Raw genomic sequence first — 21,988 nt, forward strand, 5'->3', positions numbered from 1 at the left:
ATGAAAAAGACAGGTTTAGGTATTTTGTTTGTCTCTATATTAAGCAGTTCAACCCTCTATGCGATGACAGAGTTAGATGACAATGCCCTCTCACAAGTTGAAGGGCAGGCTTTACTTAATTTAGTTGTTACTAATGGTAATAATGGTAGCGATTCATTAGGTCAAAGTTACAATCAAGATAATATTAAATTTTATAAACTAGGCTTGGACGCTCAGATAGAATTAAATACAAACATTAAAAAACTACAGTTAGGATGCGGGGGGGATAACGGTACTGGAAATTGTGATATAGATATTGATCATTTAAGCTTAAGTGGTATATCAGATACAAGTAATGGGCGTGTAAATTCATCTGCCTTAATTAAAAACCCGTTTATAGAGTTTGCTATAAAAAATCCGTTGAATTCTGCAAATCGTGAAGTTCAAGGGTTTCGTGTTAGTGCTGAAGCGATAGAGGGATTATTAACTTTCGGTAAAGAGAATAGTGGAACTAAAAATGGTATTAATGCATTTAGTGGTTACATGGTAACAAAAGAAACTACAGGAACTGTTAAAACAGGTGCTGTAACCTCAGGATTAACACAGTCAGCCTTAAATAAAGTAATTACAGGACAAGCAAAAAGTTCATCAGGGGCTATTCGTGTTCCTTTTGAATCAAATGATTATGACATTAAGTTAAGTGCAGCTACAGGTTCTTTGCTTTTACCATCGCAAGTAATCAGTGGTAAACGGATTACTACAGCCGAACTAAAAGGTACGGCAAATGTAAGTGGTATTAATTTATCAGGTACTATAGATGCTACAGCTACACTTATAGGTTTTATTCCTATTGGAATTTCTGGCGATTTGTCAGGAGTTATTAATAACCTAGGGGTAAACGTAAGTGTTAGTGAAAATTTGGGGTATTTTCACAAGGTAAATTTAAATGGTACAGCAGCATCCTTGTCTTTACAAACACAAAATTTAGTTTGGCCCGGTGCAAAGTCTACAGCTTCCAAGGGCTGGTGGTTAGAACTTTCTAATCCTATTGATATTGGAGATGTATCACCGAAAAATGACGTTATAATTACCAAGGATGTAGTTGCTGCTACTCTAGATCAAGTTAGTGCTTATTTGTCTAAAAATGAAAATGCAGTTGATTGCGGCTTCTTAACTACGTCATGTTTACTAGCCGGAAAAATTAATACAGGTACTGTGAATTTAACAGGTAAATATGTGCCTATGGCATTAAATAATCTAGTCTTAACTAATCAAGGTTTTGCATCTAATTGTTACGGTGGCCTTAAATTCTGCTAATAAAAAATCCCGCATTGAGCGGGATTTTTTATGGAAACCTATTTAGCAAGTTTTGCCAGTAATTCATCTTTGTTGATGTTAACTGATTCTGTATCAGTACGGCCTTTATATTCAAAAGTACCTGCATCCAAGCCTTTTTCACCAATCATAATTCGATGTGGAATACCAGTTAGCTCCAGGTCAGAGAACTTAACGCCTGGGCGCTCATTACGGTCATCTAGCAGTACATCAAAACCTTGAACCTGTAGTTCGATGTACAGTGCTTCAGCGGCTTCCAGAGTACGGGGCGACTTATGGGCATTCATTGGTACAATCGCTACTTCAAAAGGAGCAATGGCAGCAGGCCAAATGATACCTTTTTCATCATAGTTTTGTTCAATTGCTGAAGCAATTACACGAGTTACCCCAATACCATAACAACCCATAGTAACGGTAAGTGGCTTGCCATCTTCTCCCAAAACTTTACAGCCTAGCGCTTCAGAATATTTTTTACCAAGCTGGAAAATATGTCCGACTTCAATACCACGCTTAATTTGTAAACTACCTTTGCCATCTGGAGATGGATCACCCTCTACCACATTACGCAAATCATAAACTTCAGTAAATGATGCATCACGTTCCCAGTTCACTCCAGTTGCATGTTTGTCAGCTTCATTCGCTCCAGCAACAAAATCTGAAAGTACTGAAGCAGCACGGTCAACAATTACGGTAAGCCCTTTCTCGACCAGCCCTTGGGGACCAATGAAGCCGGCAGTCAAGCCCAGTGCGGCAATTTGTTCTTCAGTCGCGAAAGTGAGCGGTGCAGCAATCAGTGGATGCTTCTCTGCTTTAATTTCATTAAGCTCATGGTCACCACGCAAAAATAATGCAATTACAGGTGAGTGACCTTTTTCATCGGGGATACCCTGCACGAGGAGTGCCTTAACAGAATGGGCAGGATCAGTGTTCAAGAAAGTTGAAACATCTGCAATGGTTTTTTGATTTGGCGTGTCTACAATTTCGAATGCTTGAGTAGGCGCTGCACGTTCTCCCACTAAAATAGCCTCTGCCATTTCAATATTGGCTGCATAATCTGACTCTGTCGAGAAAGCAATATCATCTTCACCACTTGAAGCGAGTACATGAAACTCATGTGAACCTGAGCCACCAATAGAACCTGTATCTGCTTGTACCGGACGGAAATCGAGTCCTAATCGACTGAAGATCCGGCAGTAAGTTTCATACATCACATCATAGGTTTCTTGTAGGGATGCCTGGTCAACATGAAAAGAATAGGCATCTTTCATGATAAATTCACGTGAGCGCATAACGCCAAAGCGCGGTCGAACTTCGTCACGAAACTTGGTCTGAATCTGGTAAAAATTGATTGGCAACTGCTTGTAGCTTTTAAGCTCATTACGCGCCAGGTCAGTGATTACTTCTTCATGAGTCGGACCGAGTACAAACGGGTTAGTATGACGGTCATTGAAGCGAAGTAATTCCGGACCATATTGTACATAACGGCCAGATTCTTCCCAGAGACTGGCAGGCTGGGGCACAGGCATAAAGGTTTCCAAAGCACCAGCCCTGTTCATTTCTTCACGTACGATCGCCTCTACTTTATTCAGCACACGTACGCCCATCGGCAACCAGGTATACAGCCCTGAAGCCAATTTACGAATCATCCCCGCTCTTAACATGAGCTGATGCGAAATAACTTCTGCATCATTTGGGGTTTCTCTTAACGTTGCAAATAGAAAGCGGCTTGCGCGCATGAAAACAGTCCTAAAAGTGAGCATTGTGAAAATAAGATTATACGACAAAAAATGAGATGAATATTTCATCTCATTTTTTTCATGGCCTGATTATGACATTAATTTACGGAATTGACGTATCATCAGGTTCTTTAGATCATCCAGATAAGTAAAAATGACTGGAACCACGACCAGTGTCAACAACGTAGAGGTAATCACGCCACCAATTACAGCATGAGCCATGGGCGAACTCTGTTCACCACTTTCACCTAAGCCCAGTGCCAGCGGTACCATCCCCATGACCATAGCGCTAGTTGTCATCAGAATGGGTCTCAAGCGTGTTGTACCCGCAGCAATAATGGCATCGTAGCGGTCCATTCCACTTTCAATTCCTTTTTTAATAAAATCAATCAGCAAAATGGCATTTTTGGTCACCAGACCCATTAACATGATGATACCGATAATCGAGAACAGGTTCATGGTCGAGTTAAATAGATAGAGGGCCAAGAATCCCCCAATCAGTGAAAGGGGGAGAGAAGCCATAATAGCAGCCGGATGAATAAAGCTATTAAACTGTGAACCTAAAACAATATAGATAAATACAATGGATAAGGTAATTGCAGTGATTGCATATCCTAAAGATTCAGCCATATCTGCATTAGCGCCTTCTGTGTCGAAACTATAGCCGGGCGGCAGTTTGAACTGGGCTTGCATGGCATCAATATCCCGGCCAATATCGCCAGCAGGGCGGCCTGAAGTATTCGCTTCAATCAGCACTTCACGGGACAGTTCACGGCGGTTAATCTGGGACGCACCTGAAGTTTCCTTGAAGCTTGCGACCGTTGCTAGCGGAACTAGAATATTCTGGTTGTTATTATCCAGTTTTTCTGAAGTAATATACATATTCTGGATATCACTTGGCAGAGTGCGCGCATTTTCACTCAAGCGTAAATTAACGTCATAATTCTCACCACGTTCATCTTCCCAGGTTGTGACGTTATCACCTGCAATTAGTGGACGTACGACATTTGCAATCTGGTTCACTGATAGTCCTAAATCACTCGCCAAGACACGATTAATACTGACAGAGAGTGTGGGTTTTGGCTCTTTAAGAGAAGTTTCAAGATCAACTACACCATTAATTTTTTTCATTTCTGCCATAAAACGGTCGGATATTTTCTGGAGTTCATCCAGATCGGGTCCTTTGATTGAAATCTGGATAGGTTTACGTCCACCAGAAACGACCTCATCTGCCGATGCCACTGAAGTAATAGTAATACCACCGACCTGTTGTAACCGGTTACGCAGGTCATTGTTCAGATCATTTAAGGTTTGTTCACGTTCGTGTCTTGGCGTAACAGTCACCCGGATGCTGCCGTGATTTTTCCCGCGGTCAGTCATACCGTTAATTACGCCATATGTGGTCTGTACTTCCGGGTGCTGCCGAATAATATTTTCGACCTGTTGCAGTTTTGCCTGGGTATATTGCAAAGAGGCATCAACCGGAGTTTCAAACTTTACCCGGATAGAACCTTTGTCAGGTGTAGGTACAAATTCAGTACCGATCAGTTTTGACAAGGCAAACGCCCCAAATAAAGAAAGTACAGCAATCAATACTGTTAACAGGCGAAAGCGTAAGGCTAACCTGAGCAACTTTTCATAAACTGCTGTCAGGTCATCCAGCTTTTTAGAAGTCCATGTAAAAAAACGAGTTAAAGCATTCTGTTTTTTAGGCCTGTCTTTGCGTTCAGCCCAGTGTGCAGAGAGCATCGGGTCAAGAGTAAAGCTGACAAACATGGAGATCAGGACAGCGGTACTAACAGTAACGCCAAACTGATAGAAGAAACGGCCAATAATGCCGCCCATGAAAGCAACAGGCAAAAATACAGCCACAATGGTAAGGGTAGTTGCCAGCACTGCCAGTCCAATTTCTTTGGTACCATCAAGTGCTGCGGTCACATGATCTTTACCCATATCACTATGCCGGACAATATTTTCCCGAACTACAATCGCATCATCAATTAGTAAGCCGATACTTAAAGAGAGTGCCAGTAGAGTCATCATATTGATAGTAAAACCAAATGCCCAGATAAAGGTTAGTGTTCCAAGCAAGGCAATCGGTAGAGTTAAACCGGTAATGACAGTAGAGCGGAAAGAACCTAAAAACAACAGTACAATAATAATTGCCAGTACCGCCCCCTCTACAATGGTGCGGGCAACGTCCTTAATGGTGGATTGAATTGATTCTGAGTTATCAACTACTACTTTTAGCGTAGTACCTGCCGGTAACTGTTGCTCGATCCGGTCAATGACTTGATAGGCATTTTTGACCACATCTACAATATTGGCGTCCGCACTACGTAAAATATCAATGGCAACTGCTGACTTGCCATTTAAATAGGCCGCGGTTTCCATTTCAGCCTGAGAGTCGGTAATCGTGGCAACCTGTTTTAGGTAAACTGGAGTACCTTGTTTATTGGCTATAATAAGCTCGCCGAACTGATACGGATTGAGAACCTTGGCCTGAATTTCAACCACCAGTTCCGAGTCAGGTTGCTGCAACGCTCCACCCGGAATCTGTACATTTTCATTTTTTAAAGTATTAATTACTTGGTCAATACCGACTCCAAAGCTTCGGAGCTTTTTGGGATCGACTGTAATGCGGATTTGTCGCTGTGCATCGCCGAGCAGATTAACGTTACCGACTCCTTCTACAGTCCTTAACTGCGGTAAAATTCGCTGATCCAGATAAGAGCTCAGGTCTTTTAATGACATATTGTTAGATTCGAATACCAGCGACATGATGGCACTTGAGGTCGGATCATACCGCTCTACTATCGGATCTTCAATTTCATCCCTGAACTGTGCTGTTACTGATGCAATTTTATCGCGAACGTCTTGTGCAGCTACAGAGGAGGAAATATCCAGGTCAAATTCTGCCACAATGGTAGAGAGCCCTTCGCTTGAGGTCGAGGTAAGCTTTTTCAGGCCTGAAATGGTGTTAATCTGATCTTCCATTTTTTTTGTAATTTCAGACTCAACCGTTTCCGGGGATGCGCCTGGGTAACTGGTATACACCACTACAAAGGGAAAATCTACGTCGGGATATTCTTCTACACCCATTCGCTGCCATGAGGCCAGTCCCAGCACCATCAAACATAACATCATCATGATGGTAAAGACCGGGTACTTCACACTGATCCGCGTAAACCACATATGTCTAGATCCTTATGATGCAGGCTTGCTGATACTGACCGGCTGGTTAACCTGATCATTGGAAAACTGGACCCGGCTGATCACATCCGTATTTTGCAGTCCCTTTACCACAGCCGTATTATTGCTGAAGTCTTGACGCAGGAGAGTAAGGGGAACCTTGGTAATACGATTATTGCGGATAGCCCAGACATATGGGCTCTGGTCTATGCTCTGAATCACATCTAGAGGTATAAGCTGACCCTGAAGCTGGTCACTGCTAATGATATAACCTTCAACAAAAGCACCAATACTTAGGGACTGAATGGCTTCATTTGGTCGTGCAAAGAACTCAATCTGGCGGCTGACCTGATTAGCAATTGGTGAAATCCGGCTTAAGGTTGCAGTGAGCTGCGCCGGGTTACCCTGAATCTGGTATTCGATTTTCTGGCCGACTTTCAAGGCCTGCTGCTGATCAGCTGGTAAGGATGCCTGTATTTCCAGCTGGCTAGGATCAACAATTTCAAATAAGGTCTGACCGGCGCTCACTGTCTGGCCCGGCTCCACTTGGCGTGCAGTAATTACACCTGAAATCGGACTGCGTAAAATACCGTCCCGGTCAGCTTTTTGTGCAATATCTACATTCGCTTGTTGAGCTCTGACGTTTTCCTGCTGACTTCTATAATCAACCTGGGCTTCTTCATACTCTACCTTGGAGATAAATCCTTGATTAAACAGGCGACGTTTACGTTCTACCATTAAACGACTCTGTTCAGCCTGAGCACGGGTAGAGGCTAAATTAGCTTGTGCTTGAGCCAGTCTGGCAGCATTATCCTGATTATTAAGCTGCACTAGCACTTGGCCTTTATGAACAGACTGACCTACGGATGCATTCACTTGAGTGGCAGTTGCTGTAATTTGTGCCTGAATTGAGCTTTGATTTACAGCTTTAATTGTTCCGGTAAAAGCCGTTCTATTAAATAAAGTACCACTTTTAACCGGAATCAGATCTTGAGGAATCAGTTCAATTTTAGTGGTTTCGGTCGGTGTTACAACAGGTTCTGACCTGTCACAGGCTATTAAAGCCAGACAGAGACATAACAGGCTTATTCTGGGAATAAGGTCAAGAGTAGGCAGAGTCAATATACGCGTTGCTACTCGCATGCATATTCATCCTTATGTTCAGCATAATGCTTTTAAATTATTTTTCTCTAAAAAGCTTACATTATTCAATGGCTTTTAAACGTGAGATAATTCTGTCGTATTGAGCTTGGGTATTGCGATAGTTCGTTTGTAAAGAAGTAATATTATTTTTAATGAGAACAATATTCTGATAATTGCTGTTCAGACTATTTTTCAAGACAGCAGGTACAGGTTGGCCTTTCCTTAAATAATCCATTTCCTGCCGTTTAAAATAGATCCGGTCACTCTGTAATTGTCGAAGCTGGTCTTGCTGAAAACCAAGCTGTTTTTTGAGGTTAGCTAAATGTTCATCACGTTTAGCCTGAGCTACCCGGCTGTTGGTATATGCTCTTTTAAGTTTTAGGTCCTGTTCACGCTCTCGGGCCTGAACAGCGCGCTGTGGAGCCTGCCTTATGTCTTTATCTACATTGTAGGGCCGACTGCGTTGAATAACTTGCATATTCTGATCTAGTGCTTCATATCCATAACGAATATGGGCCGGTGTCACCGAGGTACTAATATTGGCAATACCATTGTTATCATAATAACGGTACCACACCGCTTTAGGTGTTTCAGTGACATTTGCAATTACTGGAATAGACAGGCAGCTCAGGCTGCAAACCATCAAAAACTCACGGGTTATATTTTTCGTTCGTATCCAGCAACTTTTAGCTATAGCATGTAACACCATAAAATTCCCCAACACACTGGACCGAAACACTTATCTTTCAGTAATAAAATTGTTATATTAGAGCTGATTTTTGCAGTTAAAAATACGGTATAGGCAAAAAAAAACCAGTTTCTGATAAAAACATAAATTATCTTATTGATTTAAATGACACCCTGTAAAGCTATACTTAAAATGTTCATTGGAAATACAAGTAAATTTATGTTAAAAAAGTTGAATAACTGTAAAAATTAATCCGTCAAATATTATGTTGAATAAGCGGGAAGGCCGATTAGATGGAAGACAAATTTCAAAACCTTAAGGTTATGGTAATCGATGATTCAAAAACTATTCGCCGTACAGCAGAAACTTTGCTGCAACGTGAGGGCTGTGAGGTAATTACCGCAGTTGATGGTTTTGAAGCATTATCCAAGATTGCCGAAGCCAATCCTGATATTGTCTTTGTCGATATCATGATGCCGCGTCTAGATGGTTACCAGACCTGTGCACTGATTAAAAACTCACAAAATTACCAGAATATACCGGTCATTATGCTGTCTAGTAAAGATGGGCTATTTGATCAGGCTAAAGGTCGTGTCGTGGGTTCGGATGAATATCTGACCAAACCGTTTAGTAAAGACGAATTGCTCAATGCAATACGTAATCATGTCAGTGTCTAGAAAAAGAACTTGGGGAAGAAAATGGCTCGTATCTTGATTGTTGATGACTCACCTACCGAAACTTTCCGTTTTAAAGAGATCTTGACCAAGCATGGTTATGAGGTTCTTGAAGCGACTAATGGCGCAGATGGGGTAACTATTGCCCAGGCAGAATTACCGGACCTGGTATTGATGGATGTGGTGATGCCGGGTGTTAACGGTTTTCAGGCAACTCGTCAGATTGCTCGTGGTGAAACAACTAAAGATATCCCGGTGGTCATTGTCAGTACAAAAGACCAGGCAACTGACCGGGTTTGGGGCAAGCGTCAAGGCGCCCGTGACTATCTAACCAAACCTGTTGATGAAAATAAACTAATCGAAGTAATCCAACAATACCTCAACGCAGGATAGTGCTATGGCAGCAAATGGATTTATCGAATTACTTCGGCTGGCAAAGCGTGGCAACCGTAGCTATGCTGCCAGCAATAATGAAGTAAACCGGTGGTCAGGTATTGCTTTTGAAATGCTGGGGCAATATTTTGTTGCTCCACTTGGGGAAGTTTCTGAGGTTATTTATCCTCCAAAGTATACCGCGGTCCCTAATACTCAGCCTTGGGTCCGTGGACTGGCTAATATTCGGGGAAGACTACTTTGTGTGGCTGACTTGGCACAGTTTATATCTGGACAACGCAGCAATTTCTCACCTACTCAAAAAGTACTCTGCATTAGTCATAATGAACAATATGTGGGTGTGGTGGTCGATCGGGTTTTGGGGATTCAGCATTTTAACAAACAAAGTTTTTTTTCAAAGAATGACGGGCTGGAGGATCAGTTAAATCCATATTGTCAGGGTTATTTTTATCAGCATAACCAGCATTGGCATGTGTTTTTATTCAGCCGTTTATTGAAAGACTCACAGTACATGAACGCATCTACAAAATTTATAAACTAATTTGACGCGCCTACTCAATAAAAGCGTTTTCAGGGGAGAGGCTGTATGGGCTTTAAACTCAAAAAGAAAAATACGGGAGAAAGCGGTGCTGCTCACAGCAGTAATGCGTTTTTAACCAAAATACAAACACAAGTCGAAGACTTTGCACGGTTATTTGGAGATAGTTCCAAATCTAAACCGTTTATTTATGGGGCAGCATTATCTTTAATTCTATCCGTTATTCTTTTACTGTTTTTATTCTATAGCGTACCTCGTCATAATGAGTTAACTCGTAGTTTGGGTGAATTGCGTCTACTGTCGCAAACTATTTCCCGTCAAGCAACCGAGGCGACTGCTTCTGGAACGCCTGAGTCCATTAAAACCCTGTCACAGTCACAGGCGCGCTTTGCTGAAAACCTAGAAACTGTACAGGATATTCATGGCTCAACTGATGCCGAGGTTCGGCAGGTTGAACAGACTTGGAATGCGGTATCTCGAAATATTGACCAGATTACCAGCCAGCAAAAAATTATTAACAAACTCTACGATACCAATATTGCTATTTCTGAAACCATTCCAGGTATTCAGGCAGAATATAACCTGCTAGTCGACCAGATGGCACGACAAAATATGAGTAGTAGCCAGGTAGTTATTGCTAAAAACCAGGTATTTATCGCGGAACGTATCTTGCGTTCGATCAGTTCCGTACTTGTGGGTAATGATAGCTCACGTGAATCTGCAGACGACTTCAATGCTGATACTGAAACTTTCGGTACTTATCTCAATGCACAGCTGAACGGCAGTAGTGAGCTAGGTGTAGAGCGTATTAATGACCCTGCATTACGTGAATCTCTAACCAATATTCAAGATGAGTATAATGCGGTCTTAAAATCTGCTGCAGCGACAGTTCTAAATAACTCCAACCAGATTGTTCAGGTCCGTCAGGCATCAGCACAAATTTTCTCTCAATCTGACGAACTGCTGGCAGCTCTAAACAAACTGACTGAGTCGGCAAGCAGTAACTGGGCAGAAGTGGCGCTTGCAATTCTGCTGCTGGCGTCAATTGCTGCCTTGATCTTCTCTGTAATTAAACTTCTGGCACTACGGGGGGCAACGGATAAACAGCGTGTGACCCGCCTACAGGACGAATACGACCGTAACCAAAATGCAATTTTACGTTTGCTGGATGAAATTGCAGATCTTGCAGATGGTGACTTGCGTTCTTATGCAACCGTATCTGAAGACTTTACTGGTGCGATTGCGGATTCGATTAACTTTGCGATCGACCAGCTACGTGATCTGGTATCACGTATCAATGAAACCTCGCAAGAAGTATCACGTTATACCCAAAATACGCAGAATATTACTAACCAGCTGGCTGAGGCTTCAGAACATCAGGCTCAGGAAATTGCCGGCGCTTCCAGTGCAATCAGTGAAATGGCAACCTCAATTGACCAGGTATCTGCCAATGCTTCTGAATCTGCCGAGGTTGCACAGCGCTCAGTACAGATTGCTTCTAATGGTGCAGACGTTGTAAACCGCTCTATTGAAGGGATGGATACCATCCGTGAACAGATTCAGGAAACATCAAAGCGTATTAAGCGTCTGGGTGAGTCTTCTCAGGAAATTGGTAATATCGTTTCCCTCATCAATGATATTGCAGACCAGACAAATATTCTGGCATTGAATGCGGCTATTCAGGCATCGATGGCTGGTGAAGCAGGCCGTGGCTTTGCTGTGGTTGCCGATGAAGTACAGCGTCTTGCAGAGCGCTCAACCTCTGCAACGAAACAGATCGAGACACTGGTAAAAACCATTCAGGCCGATACCAATGAAGCAGTAATCTCGATGGAGCAGACCACAGCCGAGGTAGTACGCGGTGCCAATCTGGCAAAAGATGCGGGTATTGCACTGGATGAAATTCAGAAAGTATCAGGCGATCTGGCAAAACTGATTGCGAGCATTTCTGATGCTGCAAAGTTACAGGCTGCTTCAGCAGGTCATATTTCCAGTACCATGAGTATCGTACAGGAAATTACCTCGCAGACCACCAGCGCTACTTTCGATACTGCACGTTCAGTATCAGAGCTGGCCAGTATGGCAGAGTCACTACGTGAATCTGTAACTGACTTTAAACTGCCTGAATAACCTCAATAAAAATAGAAAACCAGACAGCAGTCCCTGAAGCAGGCTGCTGTCACAGGCACTAAGCGCATCGACAAGATGAATTCGTGTTCGAAAGTAACGTCTTGCATGATGGTTACAAAATAGTTTTCTGCCGGTCTTGGTAGAAGAAACGAAGAAGTTTTAGCTATGAAACAAATACTAAAAGACCTGATTGGAACAACGACTCTTCCTGAAGATAGCTATCTTGACCAAGATGCAGAGATTCTTGAAATTTTTGTTGAAGAACTAGAAGAAATCTTTACTGATTTGGATGTTTTGATCCAGCAGTGGATACAGCAGCCTGAGCAGCAGGACAAGCTGACCAGTATTCGCCGTTATTTTCATACCTTAAAAGGCTCCGGCCGGATGGTAGGAGCTAAAAGTTCCGGTGAGTTAGCTTGGACGGTTGAAGATCTCTTGAATCGAATAATTGCTAAAACACAGGCTTTTACCCCGGCGATCAGTCGTTATGTAGAATTAGTCTTTAAGATTTACAAATACAAGTTATTTTATAACTTTCAAAATAGTCAGCCTCATGCGATTGATTTGCGTCCCCTCGTATTGATCGGGCAACAACTGCAACAGCAGGGCAGTCTTGAACCGGCACTTGAGGAATTACTGGAGCTTAGCTGGACCTTATGTTCGTCTGAAACAGTCACCGGGCTTGAGCTGGTGGAACATACAGCAGAGACTCTACCACCACTAGGTGTAGAGAAGCTTGAAATTCACGAGGAATTTGATTCATTAACTGCCGAGACACTGGCGATCTTTCTTGAAGAGTCGGAAGAACATCTGGCAACTATTGATGAGTTCTTGAATAATAATGAACAGGGCAGTAATTATAATGCTCTGATCCGCGCTTTACATACTTTGCGTGGCAGCTCGGCCATGGCTCAGGTAGAACACATATTTGAAGCAAGTAGTAAAGTTGAAAACCTGTTTAAAACCATGCTGCAAGATGAGCTGGTATCTACTTCAAATGAAACCGCTTTACTTACTCATTATGCTGAATTTGTAAGGGATTATCTCTACATTCTAAAACAGGAATGTAATATAGAACAGTTGGAACAGGTTTATCAGACCTTTAATCATGCTTGGGAAAACTACGGATTTCATCAAGAACCTGTGGATGATCTCGTGAACCCCCAAGGTCTGGTTTCACGGCTCCTCGAGCTTGAAATCAACCAGTTGCTAGATGCCGAGTTTGAGTTTGATCAGCGGGTCCGTACCGAATATCCAGAATATTTACAGCTTTTGGTACAGCAGGCACAGGAGCTGGTTGAACATACACGAAACCGTGCCTCCCAAGGTGTATATGATTTTACGTTAGAACTACTTCAGAGCTATCAGCAGCTCTTGGCAAAGCCGCAGCTATTAAATCTTGATTATGCATATGAACTGTATACTCAAGCTCATCAGCAGCTGATTTATCTGTTTGATACGCTTGCAGCGGGACAGCGTGTCAGCCTGAGCCCGGCTCATCAAAGTCTGCTTGAAGAATTATCTGCATTTGTACAGCAAGAAATAGAACAGGTAGAAGAGTTGTCCACTGTTACTGAGCCTTTTAAAGCTCCGGTTGACGTAGCAGTTTTGGAACATACTTTCAACTTGGGAGAGCTTTCAGCACGTATAGCGGCTGATAAAGCGCTGATGCATTCTGAACATAGTAATCAGGTTACTGATGCTGATCTGCGCGATATCTTCTTGGAAGAGGCCGAAGAATTACTGGCTGGTATGGATAGTGACCTGAACAGTTGGACAAAAGAATCAGGCCAAGTTACTGCTCTGAACAATCTGATGCGTTATTTGCATACCTTAAAAGGTGGTGCAAACATGGTGCAGGCCACCCATATGGGATTAATTGCACATGAGCTGGAAAGCATTTATCAGAGAATTATTAACGGGCAGGTTCAGGTCTCTACTGTATTGATGAGTATTATCCGGCTGGTACAGGATGAGCTGGCAGAACGCATCCAGATACTACGTGAACAGCAGATTGACTACCCGGCGCCAGCAACTATTGAAATCCTCAAAAATATTGAGTCGATTAGCACTGGTGTATTAGTGACTACGGCTGAGCCAAAAGTAGCAGAAGAGAAGCTGTCCGAGTCGAGTCAAAATATTGAATTAGATATAACTGATTGTACACTTACGGATGCGGAAATCGCTGAGCATTCCGAAGAGTTACAAACAGATGAACAAGTAAGGTCAATTGTTGAAGAGGTTTTTCTCGAGGAAGCCGAAGAGCTGTTACAGACCGCTCATAAATTGCTAGATCAATGGGTAGAAGAGCGCAGTAACCGGAGTCTATTGCTACAGCTGCAACGGAATGCTCATAGTCTTAAGGGCGGCGCACGGATGGCCGAGCTTGAGCCGGTAGCCGTGATTGCTTATGCGCTGGAAAATACTTTTGAACAATTTGGTCTGCACAATCTTACCACCAGTGTTTATGACCCGCTTTTACATACTGCTTTACGCTGGTTGGAAAATGCTATCTTCAAAGAGCAGTATGAAAACTTTGACAGTTTGAAGCACAGCTTGGACTCGATCCAGTTTACTGAAATTCCTGCTCAGCTCATCAATCAGATTCCTGCAGATAATACCGTAGCTGATGGCAGTCTGTTTGAATTCGTGCATGGTGATGGTACTGAACCGCCTTCCATGATGGGTGAATGGGACAATACAGAGCGGGCTGAGAATAATGAAATGATCCGGATTTCAGCCGATCTGGTTGAGAAAATGATTGACCTTGCAGGTGAAAACTCCATCAACCGTTCCCGTATTGAAATGGATGTGGGACAGGTCGGCTCTATTCTTTCCGACATGGAGCTGGCTATTCAGCGACTGGCTGACCAGTTACGCCGTATGGAGGGTGAGCTTGAGAGTCAGATTATTGCCAAGCATGGTACGGAGAATTCACGTTACAGCGATTTTGATCCTTTAGAAATGGATCAGTATTCTTCACTAAATCAGTTATCCAAATCACTGGCTGAGTCAGCATCTGACTTACTTGACTTTAAAACCACATTATCTGAAAAAATACGTGATACTGAAGGTCTGCTATTACAGCAGTCAAGGATTCAGGCAGAGATTCAGGAAAACCTGATGCGGACCCGTCTGGTACCCTTTTCTCGATTATTACCGCGTTTACAGCGCATAGCACGGCAGACCTCTTCAGCACTAAACCGTCCTGCAGAACTCGTTGTTCAAAACACTGAAGGAGAGCTGGACCGCAATATTTTAGAGCGACTGGTCACCCCGCTTGAACATATGCTGCGAAATGCAATTGATCATGGTATTGAAACCATTGAGCAGCGTCTCAAGCAAGGGAAACCTGAAAGTGGCCGTATTGAGCTGAATATTAATCGCCAAGGTACAGATGTCATCATTACTTTTACAGATGATGGCCAAGGTATTAATCTTGAAAAGCTGAAAAATAAAGCACTAGAGCGAGGTCTGATTGGAGCGGAACAAAAACTGGAAGCTGAAGAGCTGGCCCAGTTGATCTTTCATCCAGGTTTAAGCACTGCAGTAGAAATTACCCAGATTTCTGGTCGTGGTGTAGGGCTGGATGTGGTACAGAGCAGTATCAAGGCGATGGGTGGTCATGTGACGGTCGAGTCTGTACAGGGGCAGGGTACAACATTTACGATTCGTGTACCAACTACAGTAGCAATCAGTGATGCCCTGATGGTTAAAGCAGGTGACCAGCAATACGCTGTACCATTGGCGCAGATTGAACGTATTGTGCGTATCTCTCCTTCTATGCTGGAAGACTATTTTGCTGGCAAAGAAGATACTTTCCGTATCGACAATATGTATTATAAGCTACGTTATCTTTCAGAGTTTGTAGCAAATCAGTCTCTGCCTCGTCTTACCGGTATAGCCCACTCTCTGCCGGTACTGCTGATTAAAGGGAGCAGTGGCCAGACAGTAGCGTTACTAGTTGACCAGCTGGTCGGATCTCGTGCACAAATTGTGGTGAAACCAGTGGGTCAACAGCTGGCTAGCGTAGGTGCAGTAGCTGGTGCAACAATTTTGGGTGATGGACAGGTTTGTCTCATTCTGGATGGGCAGTATATTGCTCGTCAGGTACAGTCTTCATTACGTGTCAAGGAAGTAAAAGAATCTCGTGAGTTGCATCGCTTTAATGATGAACGACGTCTGATTATGATCGTTGATGACTCAGTCACTGTACGCAAAGTCACCAGCCGATTGCTTGAGCGTCAAGGTTATGATGTAGTGACCGCTAAAGATGGTGTTGAAGCGATTGAACAGCTGGAAAGTATTAAGCCTGATTTAATGCTGCTCGATATTGAAATGCCGCGTATGGATGGTTTTGAAGTAACTAATCTGGTACGTCATCATGATGTACATCGTAATATGCCAATTATTATGATTACTTCACGTACAGGTGAGAAACATCGTGAGCGCGCTTTTGCACTCGGAGCAACGCAATATATGGGCAAACCTTTCCAGGAAGCAGACCTGTTGGCCAATATTGAAGCGTTACTTGAGGTTATGGTCTAACGCGGGAGAAAAAAGATGAGTCAAACCAAAGCGAATTCAACTCTGGCAAAGATTGATCAACAAGAGTTACAGCACCTGATTACAGTATCGACCGGTTTTATCGATGCTTATATTATTCAATGCTATGCTCAGGTACCGATGTTGCTACCCCAGAATATTGTATTGTCTGCTCTTGATAGTTCGATTAACGTCGATCATATTGATTGGCATGATTTTAAGCTTCCGGTCTATAAGGTAAATAGCCCTACGGCTAAAACAGCAGTTGCACTGGTAATAGAAGGAGAGCAGGTAGATCAGCGCTTTGCCTTGATCTGTGATGAAATGCCTCAGACTATCAGACTGCGGATTTCAGAGGTGGTCGATGAAGAACAGCCTTTTGATGATTCAAATATTTATCAGTATGTACGTATGGGAGACCAGATTTTTCAGGTTCCCAACCTGAACGAGATTCAAAACCAGTTAAGTCATAAGACATTCTAAAAATTCATTTGAAACAAAAGAGGAACCGACAGGGTTCCTTTTTTGTTTATCTTATATTCATCAGCTCAGGAGCTGTATCAGGATTTTTTCATAAATCTCTGCTAGCGGTTCCAGATCGTCTACATTTACGTGTTCATCAATTTGGTGGATACTGGCATTCAATACCCCAAGCTCCAGTACCTGTGCACCAGTTGGAGCAATAAAACGTCCATCTGAAGTACCACCGCTGGTTGAAAGCTTGGCTTCTACACCATTAACCTCATGTATCGCTTGTACAGCAGCGTTTACGAGCTCCCCCACGGGTGTCAGGAAAGGTAAGCCAGATAAGGTCCACTTAATATCAAAATCAACCTGATGACGCTGTAAAATAGCAATTACTCGTGCTTTAAGCTCATCCGCGGTCACTTCAGTAGAATAACGAAAATTAAATGTAACTGTCATTGTGCCAGGCACTACATTGGTTGCACCGGTACCAGCTTGGATATTGGAAATCTGGAAAGAGGTTGCTGGAAAATACTCATTCCCGCTGTCCCATACGGTCTCACATAGCTCTGCAAGCGCTGCAGAAGCTGTATGAATCGGGTTAATCGCCAGATGTGGATATGCTACATGTCCCTGTTTACCCTTAACAGTTAAAACACCATTTAGAGAGCCCCTACGACCATTCTTAATGATATCACCCAGCTGATGAGTACTAGACGGCTCGCCCACCAGACACCAGGTCATTTTCTCATTACGGGACTCAAGTGTTTCTACTACCTTTACGGTCCCATTTATTGAAGGACCTTCTTCATCAGAAGTAATTAAAAAAGCAATTGAGCCTTTATGATCAGGATACTTGGCAACAAAACGCTCTGAAGCGACTACCATCGCTGCCAGAGCTGTTTTCATATCGGCGCTACCACGACCATATAGCTTACCATCACGTATTTCAGGAATAAACGGATCAGAATTCCAGGCATCCAGGCTTCCAGTGGGCACCACATCAGTATGTCCTGCAAAACAGAAAACTGGGTCTTTAGTACCACGACGGGCCCATAAATTATCTACGTCTTCAAAGCGCATGTTTTCTATATGAAAACCAACCTTTGATAAACGTTCAGCCATAATATTCTGGCAGTTATGGTCTACAGGAGTAACTGAGGGTTGGCGCAAAAGTTGCAGGCTAAGGTCGAGAGTGTCTGATGATGAAGTCATACCGGAGAGTCAATGTCTTTAAAACTTGCCGATATAATAGGGGAATATGTAATTGAAAGGGAGTTTAATTAAAGCAAAGCTAGTCTGTATAAAATTAAGAAACCCTATCCGTAGATAAGGTTTTTTGAAAAACTGATAGCAAAATTAAAGTTTTTGTTTAGTATCTTCTGCAGTATTTGATACAGCACTTCCTGCACTAGAAACATCCTCGCCCAAGCCTTTTACTGTGTTACAACCAGTCAGTACAATTGCCAAAAACATTGAAGCAGCTAAAATTTTTTTCATCATCATCTCCAAGTTAGATTTATTTTGATGTTCACTCAGGCTAAAAAATCTGCTTACTAAATAACATTATGTTTTGATAGTAGAAACGTTATGAAATGTTTCAGAAAAAGATAAATGACTTATTTATATTGCATTTTTTAAACATTATTAGAGGTTTTGAGTAAGGGAGGTAGACGGTACATAAAGAACTGTGGAGATGCGTGATCAGAATAATATAAACCTTGAGTCCACCATAAAGCTCTGTTTGAACTTTGCACCTGATCCGGGCATAACCACTCCTGTCGCTGTAGACGATAGTAGTCTTGCTGGGGAATATAATCGGCCCATCCTCCAAATCTACGAGAGAAATTAATCCAGGTTGAAAAGGGCTCAGAAGAGTCAGGCCAGTTTTCTAAGGGGAAGTAAAGTTGTCCCTTGAGAATAGCGTAGCGCTCTTGAATGAGATGTCCTGATACCTCTTCAAACTGGAACTGTTTCTGTGTAAAGTGATTTAGTTTGCGTAATAAGGTATCACTACGGTTAAGACCAAACCACGATGCCAAAGAAGGTTCTCTTTCAGCCAGATAATATTTTAAAGCCACTTCCCAATGTTCTGTTTTTCCCGTTTCGGTATTTAGAATTAAAAAATCCAGCTCACCAATTGTTTTTGGTCCATCAATAATCTGGATGCTATGTCCAAGTAAACGATATGGATGATATGCATGATCAAGTAGCCAGAACCAGATCAGCATTTCAAAACGTAGTCCTAGGCGCGTACTTTTAAGCTGTCGAAGGAAGTGCTCAAGTGGTTCAGGTTGCTGGTCAAGCTGTTTTAAACGGGGCAAATAGGCTTGGAAATATTTTTGCCAGATATGGTTACTATGCAAATTAAAATGATGCTTAATTATGAGTTCTTGTGGCAGGCTTTTAAGAATATTCGGACTGGCTAGACTAAAAGCCAGCTGACGTATGGCAGGATGCTTAAATTGTAACCATGGTTCAAAATAAGCCTGCTGATCACCAAACATATACATAGTCCGCTCATAAATATCATAAGAAAACGCGCAGAATAAAAATATATTGCGCATATAAAACACTTTATACTAGCGCAATTGCGGGATTAGGAAAGAGATATGAGAACATTGTTTTGGCGAAGTCTGGTACTGATTTTTATTGTACTTGGACTGATAGGGGCAATTTTACCCGGTATGCCAACGACAGTGTTTTTAATACTTGCCGCATGGGCTGCGTCTAAAGGCTGGCCACAAATGGATAACTGGTTACTGAATCATCCAAAATATGGGCCAACGCTCAGGGCTTGGAGAGCTAATGGCACTGTTCCGCGTAAAGCAAAATGGTTGGCCAGTATCATGATGTTAATAAGCGGTATTATGATGCTGTTTACTAATGCACCACTGCTTGTCAAAATCTTTACAGATGGCATCATGCTGGTTGTGGCCATCTGGTTATGGATGCGTCCTGAGCCTCAAGATCGAACTTTACAGTCCATGGAAAAAAAAGTACCGGGAGAAATTGAGTAAAAAATGTCTAGCTATACCTTGGATCAGGCAGATCTGTTAATTGATCTGGCACAGCAGAAGCTTCATCTTCCTAAACTAAAAAAATGTTATGCCATTTCTTCTGGTAAAAATGGAGTAGGTGAGCAGGAAAATACAGGCCAGACTCCACGAGGTTGGCATCGTATAGAAAAAAAAAATTGGGGCGGAATATCCTAAAAACTCAGTGTTTATTGCACGTCAGTTCACTGATGAGATTTATAGTCCTGAACTGGCTGCTCAGTTCCCACAAAGAGACTGGATTCTAACACGCATACTCTGGTTACATGGGCTTGAGCCTGGTTTTAATCAGGGAGAAGGGCGAGATACCTTCCAGCGCTATATTTATATTCATGGTACACCAGATACTGAGCCGATGGGTATTCCGATGTCACATGGCTGTATTCGTATGCGTAATGAAGAAATCATTGAGCTTTTTGATTTAATCCCCGAGCAGGCTTTAGTTTTTCTCTCAGAAACACCGCTTGAATTGATTTAAACAATACATAAGTCACATTATGTTTATCAGATATAAATAAAAAATAGTCTGTATAAACACCTATAATTTTTTAGAGAAATGTTTAAATAAAATACAAAAAACATTGTTTTTCCTTTAATTTACCTATTTTTTAATCATTCGAAAGTATTTTTATGAAAACAGATAGAAAAGCGTTTGACACCAGATGAGGATTCTCTATAATGCACCTCACAAACGATGAAGACCTAAAGGGCGCTTAGCTCAGTTGGTAGAGCGTCTGCCTTACAAGCAGAATGTCGGCGGTTCGATCCCGTCAGCGCCCACCAAGCCTTTATGTTGTGATCTTTCGTGCAGCGGTAGTTCAGTTGGTTAGAATACCGGCCTGTCACGCCGGGGGTCGCGGGTTCGAGCCCCGTCCGCTGCGCCACTTAAGATTTCAGAGTTTGTACCACAATAGCGACATTGTGCAAATGCAGCGGTAGTTCAGTTGGTTAGAATACCGGCCTGTCACGCCGGGGGTCGCGGGTTCGAGCCCCGTCCGCTGCGCCACTTAAGATTTCAGAGTTTGTACCACAATAGCGACATTGTGCAAATGCAGCGGTAGTTCAGTTGGTTAGAATACCGGCCTGTCACGCCGGGGGTCGCGGGTTCGAGCCCCGTCCGCTGCGCCATTTATGCAAATCCTATTGAGGGCGCTTAGCTCAGTTGGTAGAGCGTCTGCCTTACAAGCAGAATGTCGGCGGTTCGATCCCGTCAGCGCCCACCATAACTTAGTGACTTTTACATTATTTTAAATAATGTAATGTGATGCAGCGGTAGTTCAGTTGGTTAGAATACCGGCCTGTCACGCCGGGGGTCGCGGGTTCGAGCCCCGTCCGCTGCGCCATTTCATAAAATTTGGTATCCTAATTTCCTGAGATTAAGATATTAATCAGTGTATAAGCATAACTGCTTATGCTACTATCTCTAATAGCTATGCTATTTCTCAGGGCGCTTAGCTCAGTTGGTAGAGCGTCTGCCTTACAAGCAGAATGTCGGCGGTTCGATCCCGTCAGCGCCCACCATATATCCTATTCAGTTGCAAAACATTATTTGTTCCCCTAAGATTATCTAAAAATATTCTTAATATAACTAATAATTATGAAAAACCCTTATCAGCGTAAAACTGTATCAAAAAATCAGCAAAAACCTTATTCGGTGCTCGAGAACTATCAGCAATTTATTCAAAATATTATCGCGCAACGTATGATTATTGCGCTTTATCATGAAGGATGGGCACTCTGCGCAACGCCTTCAGGTCAGCAGGCATTTCCCGCCTGGCAAAGTAGAAGTCTGGCAAGATTGTTAATAAAAGATCAGTGGGAAAACTATAAGATTCATGAAATTACATTAAAAGATTTGATTGGAAAAGTTCTGCCTTATCTGAGGGTAAATGACACACATCTGTCTTTAGATCTGACACCAGAGGGACAAAATATTCTGGTTCGACCAGAAAAATTTTTACTTGATCTTAAAAACTATTTATATCAGCTGTATTTACAGCAACCCGAAGTATTTAGAGAAATGCAATTACCTGCTCCTCGAAGTATTCGTCTTCATTAAAAGTTTATTTTTCTAAATAAAAAATCCCGCAATAGCGGGATTTTTTATTCGATTA

General features: G+C 42.5%; 16 protein-coding genes, 7 tRNA genes and 1 pseudogene. 17 read left to right on the plus strand and 7 right to left on the minus strand.

Annotated features, from left to right (window positions below; translation table 11 throughout):
* On the plus strand, positions 1-1,296 hold the full coding sequence (locus tag J502_RS02375) for a hypothetical protein (protein ID WP_034682986.1): 1,296 nt from the start codon (positions 1-3) through the stop codon (positions 1,294-1,296).
* A 38-nt stretch (positions 1,297-1,334) separates the two neighbouring features.
* On the opposite strand, the gene J502_RS02380 is transcribed toward J502_RS02375, so the two are convergent.
* From J502_RS02380 to J502_RS02395, 4 genes are all read right to left on the minus strand, one after another.
* Positions 1,335-3,050: a proline--tRNA ligase gene (locus tag J502_RS02380; protein ID WP_034682988.1), complete on the minus strand. Its 1,716-nt coding sequence runs from the start codon at positions 3,048-3,050 to the stop codon at positions 1,335-1,337.
* A gap of 90 nt (positions 3,051-3,140) precedes the next feature.
* Positions 3,141-6,245, minus strand: coding sequence for an efflux RND transporter permease subunit (locus tag J502_RS02385; protein WP_034682990.1), 3,105 nt, complete (start codon positions 6,243-6,245; stop codon positions 3,141-3,143).
* Between the two features lie 12 nt (positions 6,246-6,257).
* A complete protein-coding gene (locus J502_RS02390) occupies positions 6,258-7,385 on the minus strand; it encodes an efflux RND transporter periplasmic adaptor subunit (RefSeq protein WP_034682993.1) in 1,128 nt (375 codons plus the stop codon).
* Positions 7,386-7,446: 61 nt separating this feature from the next.
* Positions 7,447-8,028, minus strand: coding sequence for a hypothetical protein (locus tag J502_RS02395; protein ID WP_081374981.1), 582 nt, complete (start codon positions 8,026-8,028; stop codon positions 7,447-7,449).
* 338 nt (positions 8,029-8,366) lie between these two features.
* Here J502_RS02395 and pilG point away from each other — a divergent pair, with 338 nt between their 5' ends.
* From pilG to J502_RS02425, 6 genes are all read left to right on the plus strand, one after another.
* Positions 8,367-8,750: a twitching motility response regulator PilG gene (gene pilG / locus J502_RS02400; RefSeq protein ID WP_005018759.1), complete on the plus strand. Its 384-nt coding sequence runs from the start codon at positions 8,367-8,369 to the stop codon at positions 8,748-8,750.
* 21 nt (positions 8,751-8,771) lie between these two features.
* The gene (locus J502_RS02405; protein WP_005018768.1) at positions 8,772-9,140 is read left to right on the plus strand and encodes a response regulator; all 369 of its coding nucleotides are present in this window, start codon (positions 8,772-8,774) and stop codon (positions 9,138-9,140) included.
* A gap of 4 nt (positions 9,141-9,144) precedes the next feature.
* Positions 9,145-9,681 carry a chemotaxis protein CheW gene (locus J502_RS02410; RefSeq protein ID WP_005018769.1) on the plus strand — a complete coding sequence of 179 codons (537 nt, stop codon included), beginning with the start codon at positions 9,145-9,147 and terminating at the stop codon, positions 9,679-9,681.
* Positions 9,682-9,726: 45 nt separating this feature from the next.
* Positions 9,727-11,808, plus strand: a complete 2,082-nt coding sequence (locus J502_RS02415; protein ID WP_005018770.1) for a methyl-accepting chemotaxis protein — start codon at positions 9,727-9,729, stop codon at positions 11,806-11,808.
* A gap of 165 nt (positions 11,809-11,973) precedes the next feature.
* On the plus strand, positions 11,974-16,356 hold the full coding sequence (locus J502_RS02420; protein ID WP_034682999.1) for a hybrid sensor histidine kinase/response regulator: 4,383 nt from the start codon (positions 11,974-11,976) through the stop codon (positions 16,354-16,356).
* Positions 16,357-16,371: 15 nt separating this feature from the next.
* Positions 16,372-16,836, plus strand: a complete 465-nt coding sequence (locus J502_RS02425; protein ID WP_005027621.1) for a hypothetical protein — start codon at positions 16,372-16,374, stop codon at positions 16,834-16,836.
* Positions 16,837-16,896: 60 nt separating this feature from the next.
* Here J502_RS02425 and dapE read toward each other — a convergent pair whose 3' ends face one another.
* The 3 genes from dapE to J502_RS02440 all read right to left on the minus strand — a co-directional run bounded on the left by dapE (position 16,897) and on the right by J502_RS02440 (position 19,325).
* Positions 16,897-18,033, minus strand: coding sequence for a succinyl-diaminopimelate desuccinylase (dapE, locus tag J502_RS02430; RefSeq protein ID WP_005406621.1), 1,137 nt, complete (start codon positions 18,031-18,033; stop codon positions 16,897-16,899).
* A gap of 144 nt (positions 18,034-18,177) precedes the next feature.
* Positions 18,178-18,318, minus strand: coding sequence for an entericidin A/B family lipoprotein (locus J502_RS02435; RefSeq protein ID WP_005018775.1), 141 nt, complete (start codon positions 18,316-18,318; stop codon positions 18,178-18,180).
* Between the two features lie 137 nt (positions 18,319-18,455).
* On the minus strand, positions 18,456-19,325 hold the full coding sequence (locus J502_RS02440; RefSeq protein ID WP_081403942.1) for a DUF1853 family protein: 870 nt from the start codon (positions 19,323-19,325) through the stop codon (positions 18,456-18,458).
* Between the two features lie 105 nt (positions 19,326-19,430).
* On the opposite strand from J502_RS02440, the gene J502_RS02445 reads away from it, so the two are divergent.
* The 10 genes and pseudogenes from J502_RS02445 to J502_RS02490 all read left to right on the plus strand — a co-directional run bounded on the left by J502_RS02445 (position 19,431) and on the right by J502_RS02490 (position 21,933).
* On the plus strand, positions 19,431-19,838 hold the full coding sequence (locus J502_RS02445; protein WP_034683005.1) for a YbaN family protein: 408 nt from the start codon (positions 19,431-19,433) through the stop codon (positions 19,836-19,838).
* Positions 19,839-19,841: 3 nt separating this feature from the next.
* Positions 19,842-20,352, plus strand: a pseudogene (gene elsL / locus J502_RS02450) (cell wall-recycling L,D-carboxypeptidase ElsL).
* Positions 20,353-20,581: 229 nt separating this feature from the next.
* Positions 20,582-20,657 (plus strand) — tRNA-Val (locus J502_RS02455).
* Between the two features lie 24 nt (positions 20,658-20,681).
* Positions 20,682-20,758, plus strand: a tRNA-Asp gene (locus J502_RS02460).
* 45 nt (positions 20,759-20,803) lie between these two features.
* Positions 20,804-20,880: transfer RNA gene (locus tag J502_RS02465), tRNA-Asp, on the plus strand.
* A gap of 45 nt (positions 20,881-20,925) precedes the next feature.
* Positions 20,926-21,002: transfer RNA gene (locus J502_RS02470), tRNA-Asp, on the plus strand.
* Between the two features lie 19 nt (positions 21,003-21,021).
* Positions 21,022-21,097 (plus strand) — tRNA-Val (locus J502_RS02475).
* Positions 21,098-21,140: 43 nt separating this feature from the next.
* A tRNA-Asp gene (locus tag J502_RS02480) sits at positions 21,141-21,217 on the plus strand.
* Between the two features lie 102 nt (positions 21,218-21,319).
* A tRNA-Val gene (locus J502_RS02485) sits at positions 21,320-21,395 on the plus strand.
* A gap of 76 nt (positions 21,396-21,471) precedes the next feature.
* The gene (locus J502_RS02490; RefSeq protein ID WP_005404351.1) at positions 21,472-21,933 is read left to right on the plus strand and encodes a DUF2750 domain-containing protein; all 462 of its coding nucleotides are present in this window, start codon (positions 21,472-21,474) and stop codon (positions 21,931-21,933) included.
* Positions 21,934-21,988: the final 55 nt, after the last annotated feature.

Origin of the sequence: Acinetobacter sp. 1294596, from assembly GCF_000582925.1 — a bacterium.
In the GTDB taxonomy this organism is placed as follows: domain Bacteria; phylum Pseudomonadota; class Gammaproteobacteria; order Pseudomonadales; family Moraxellaceae; genus Acinetobacter; species Acinetobacter radioresistens.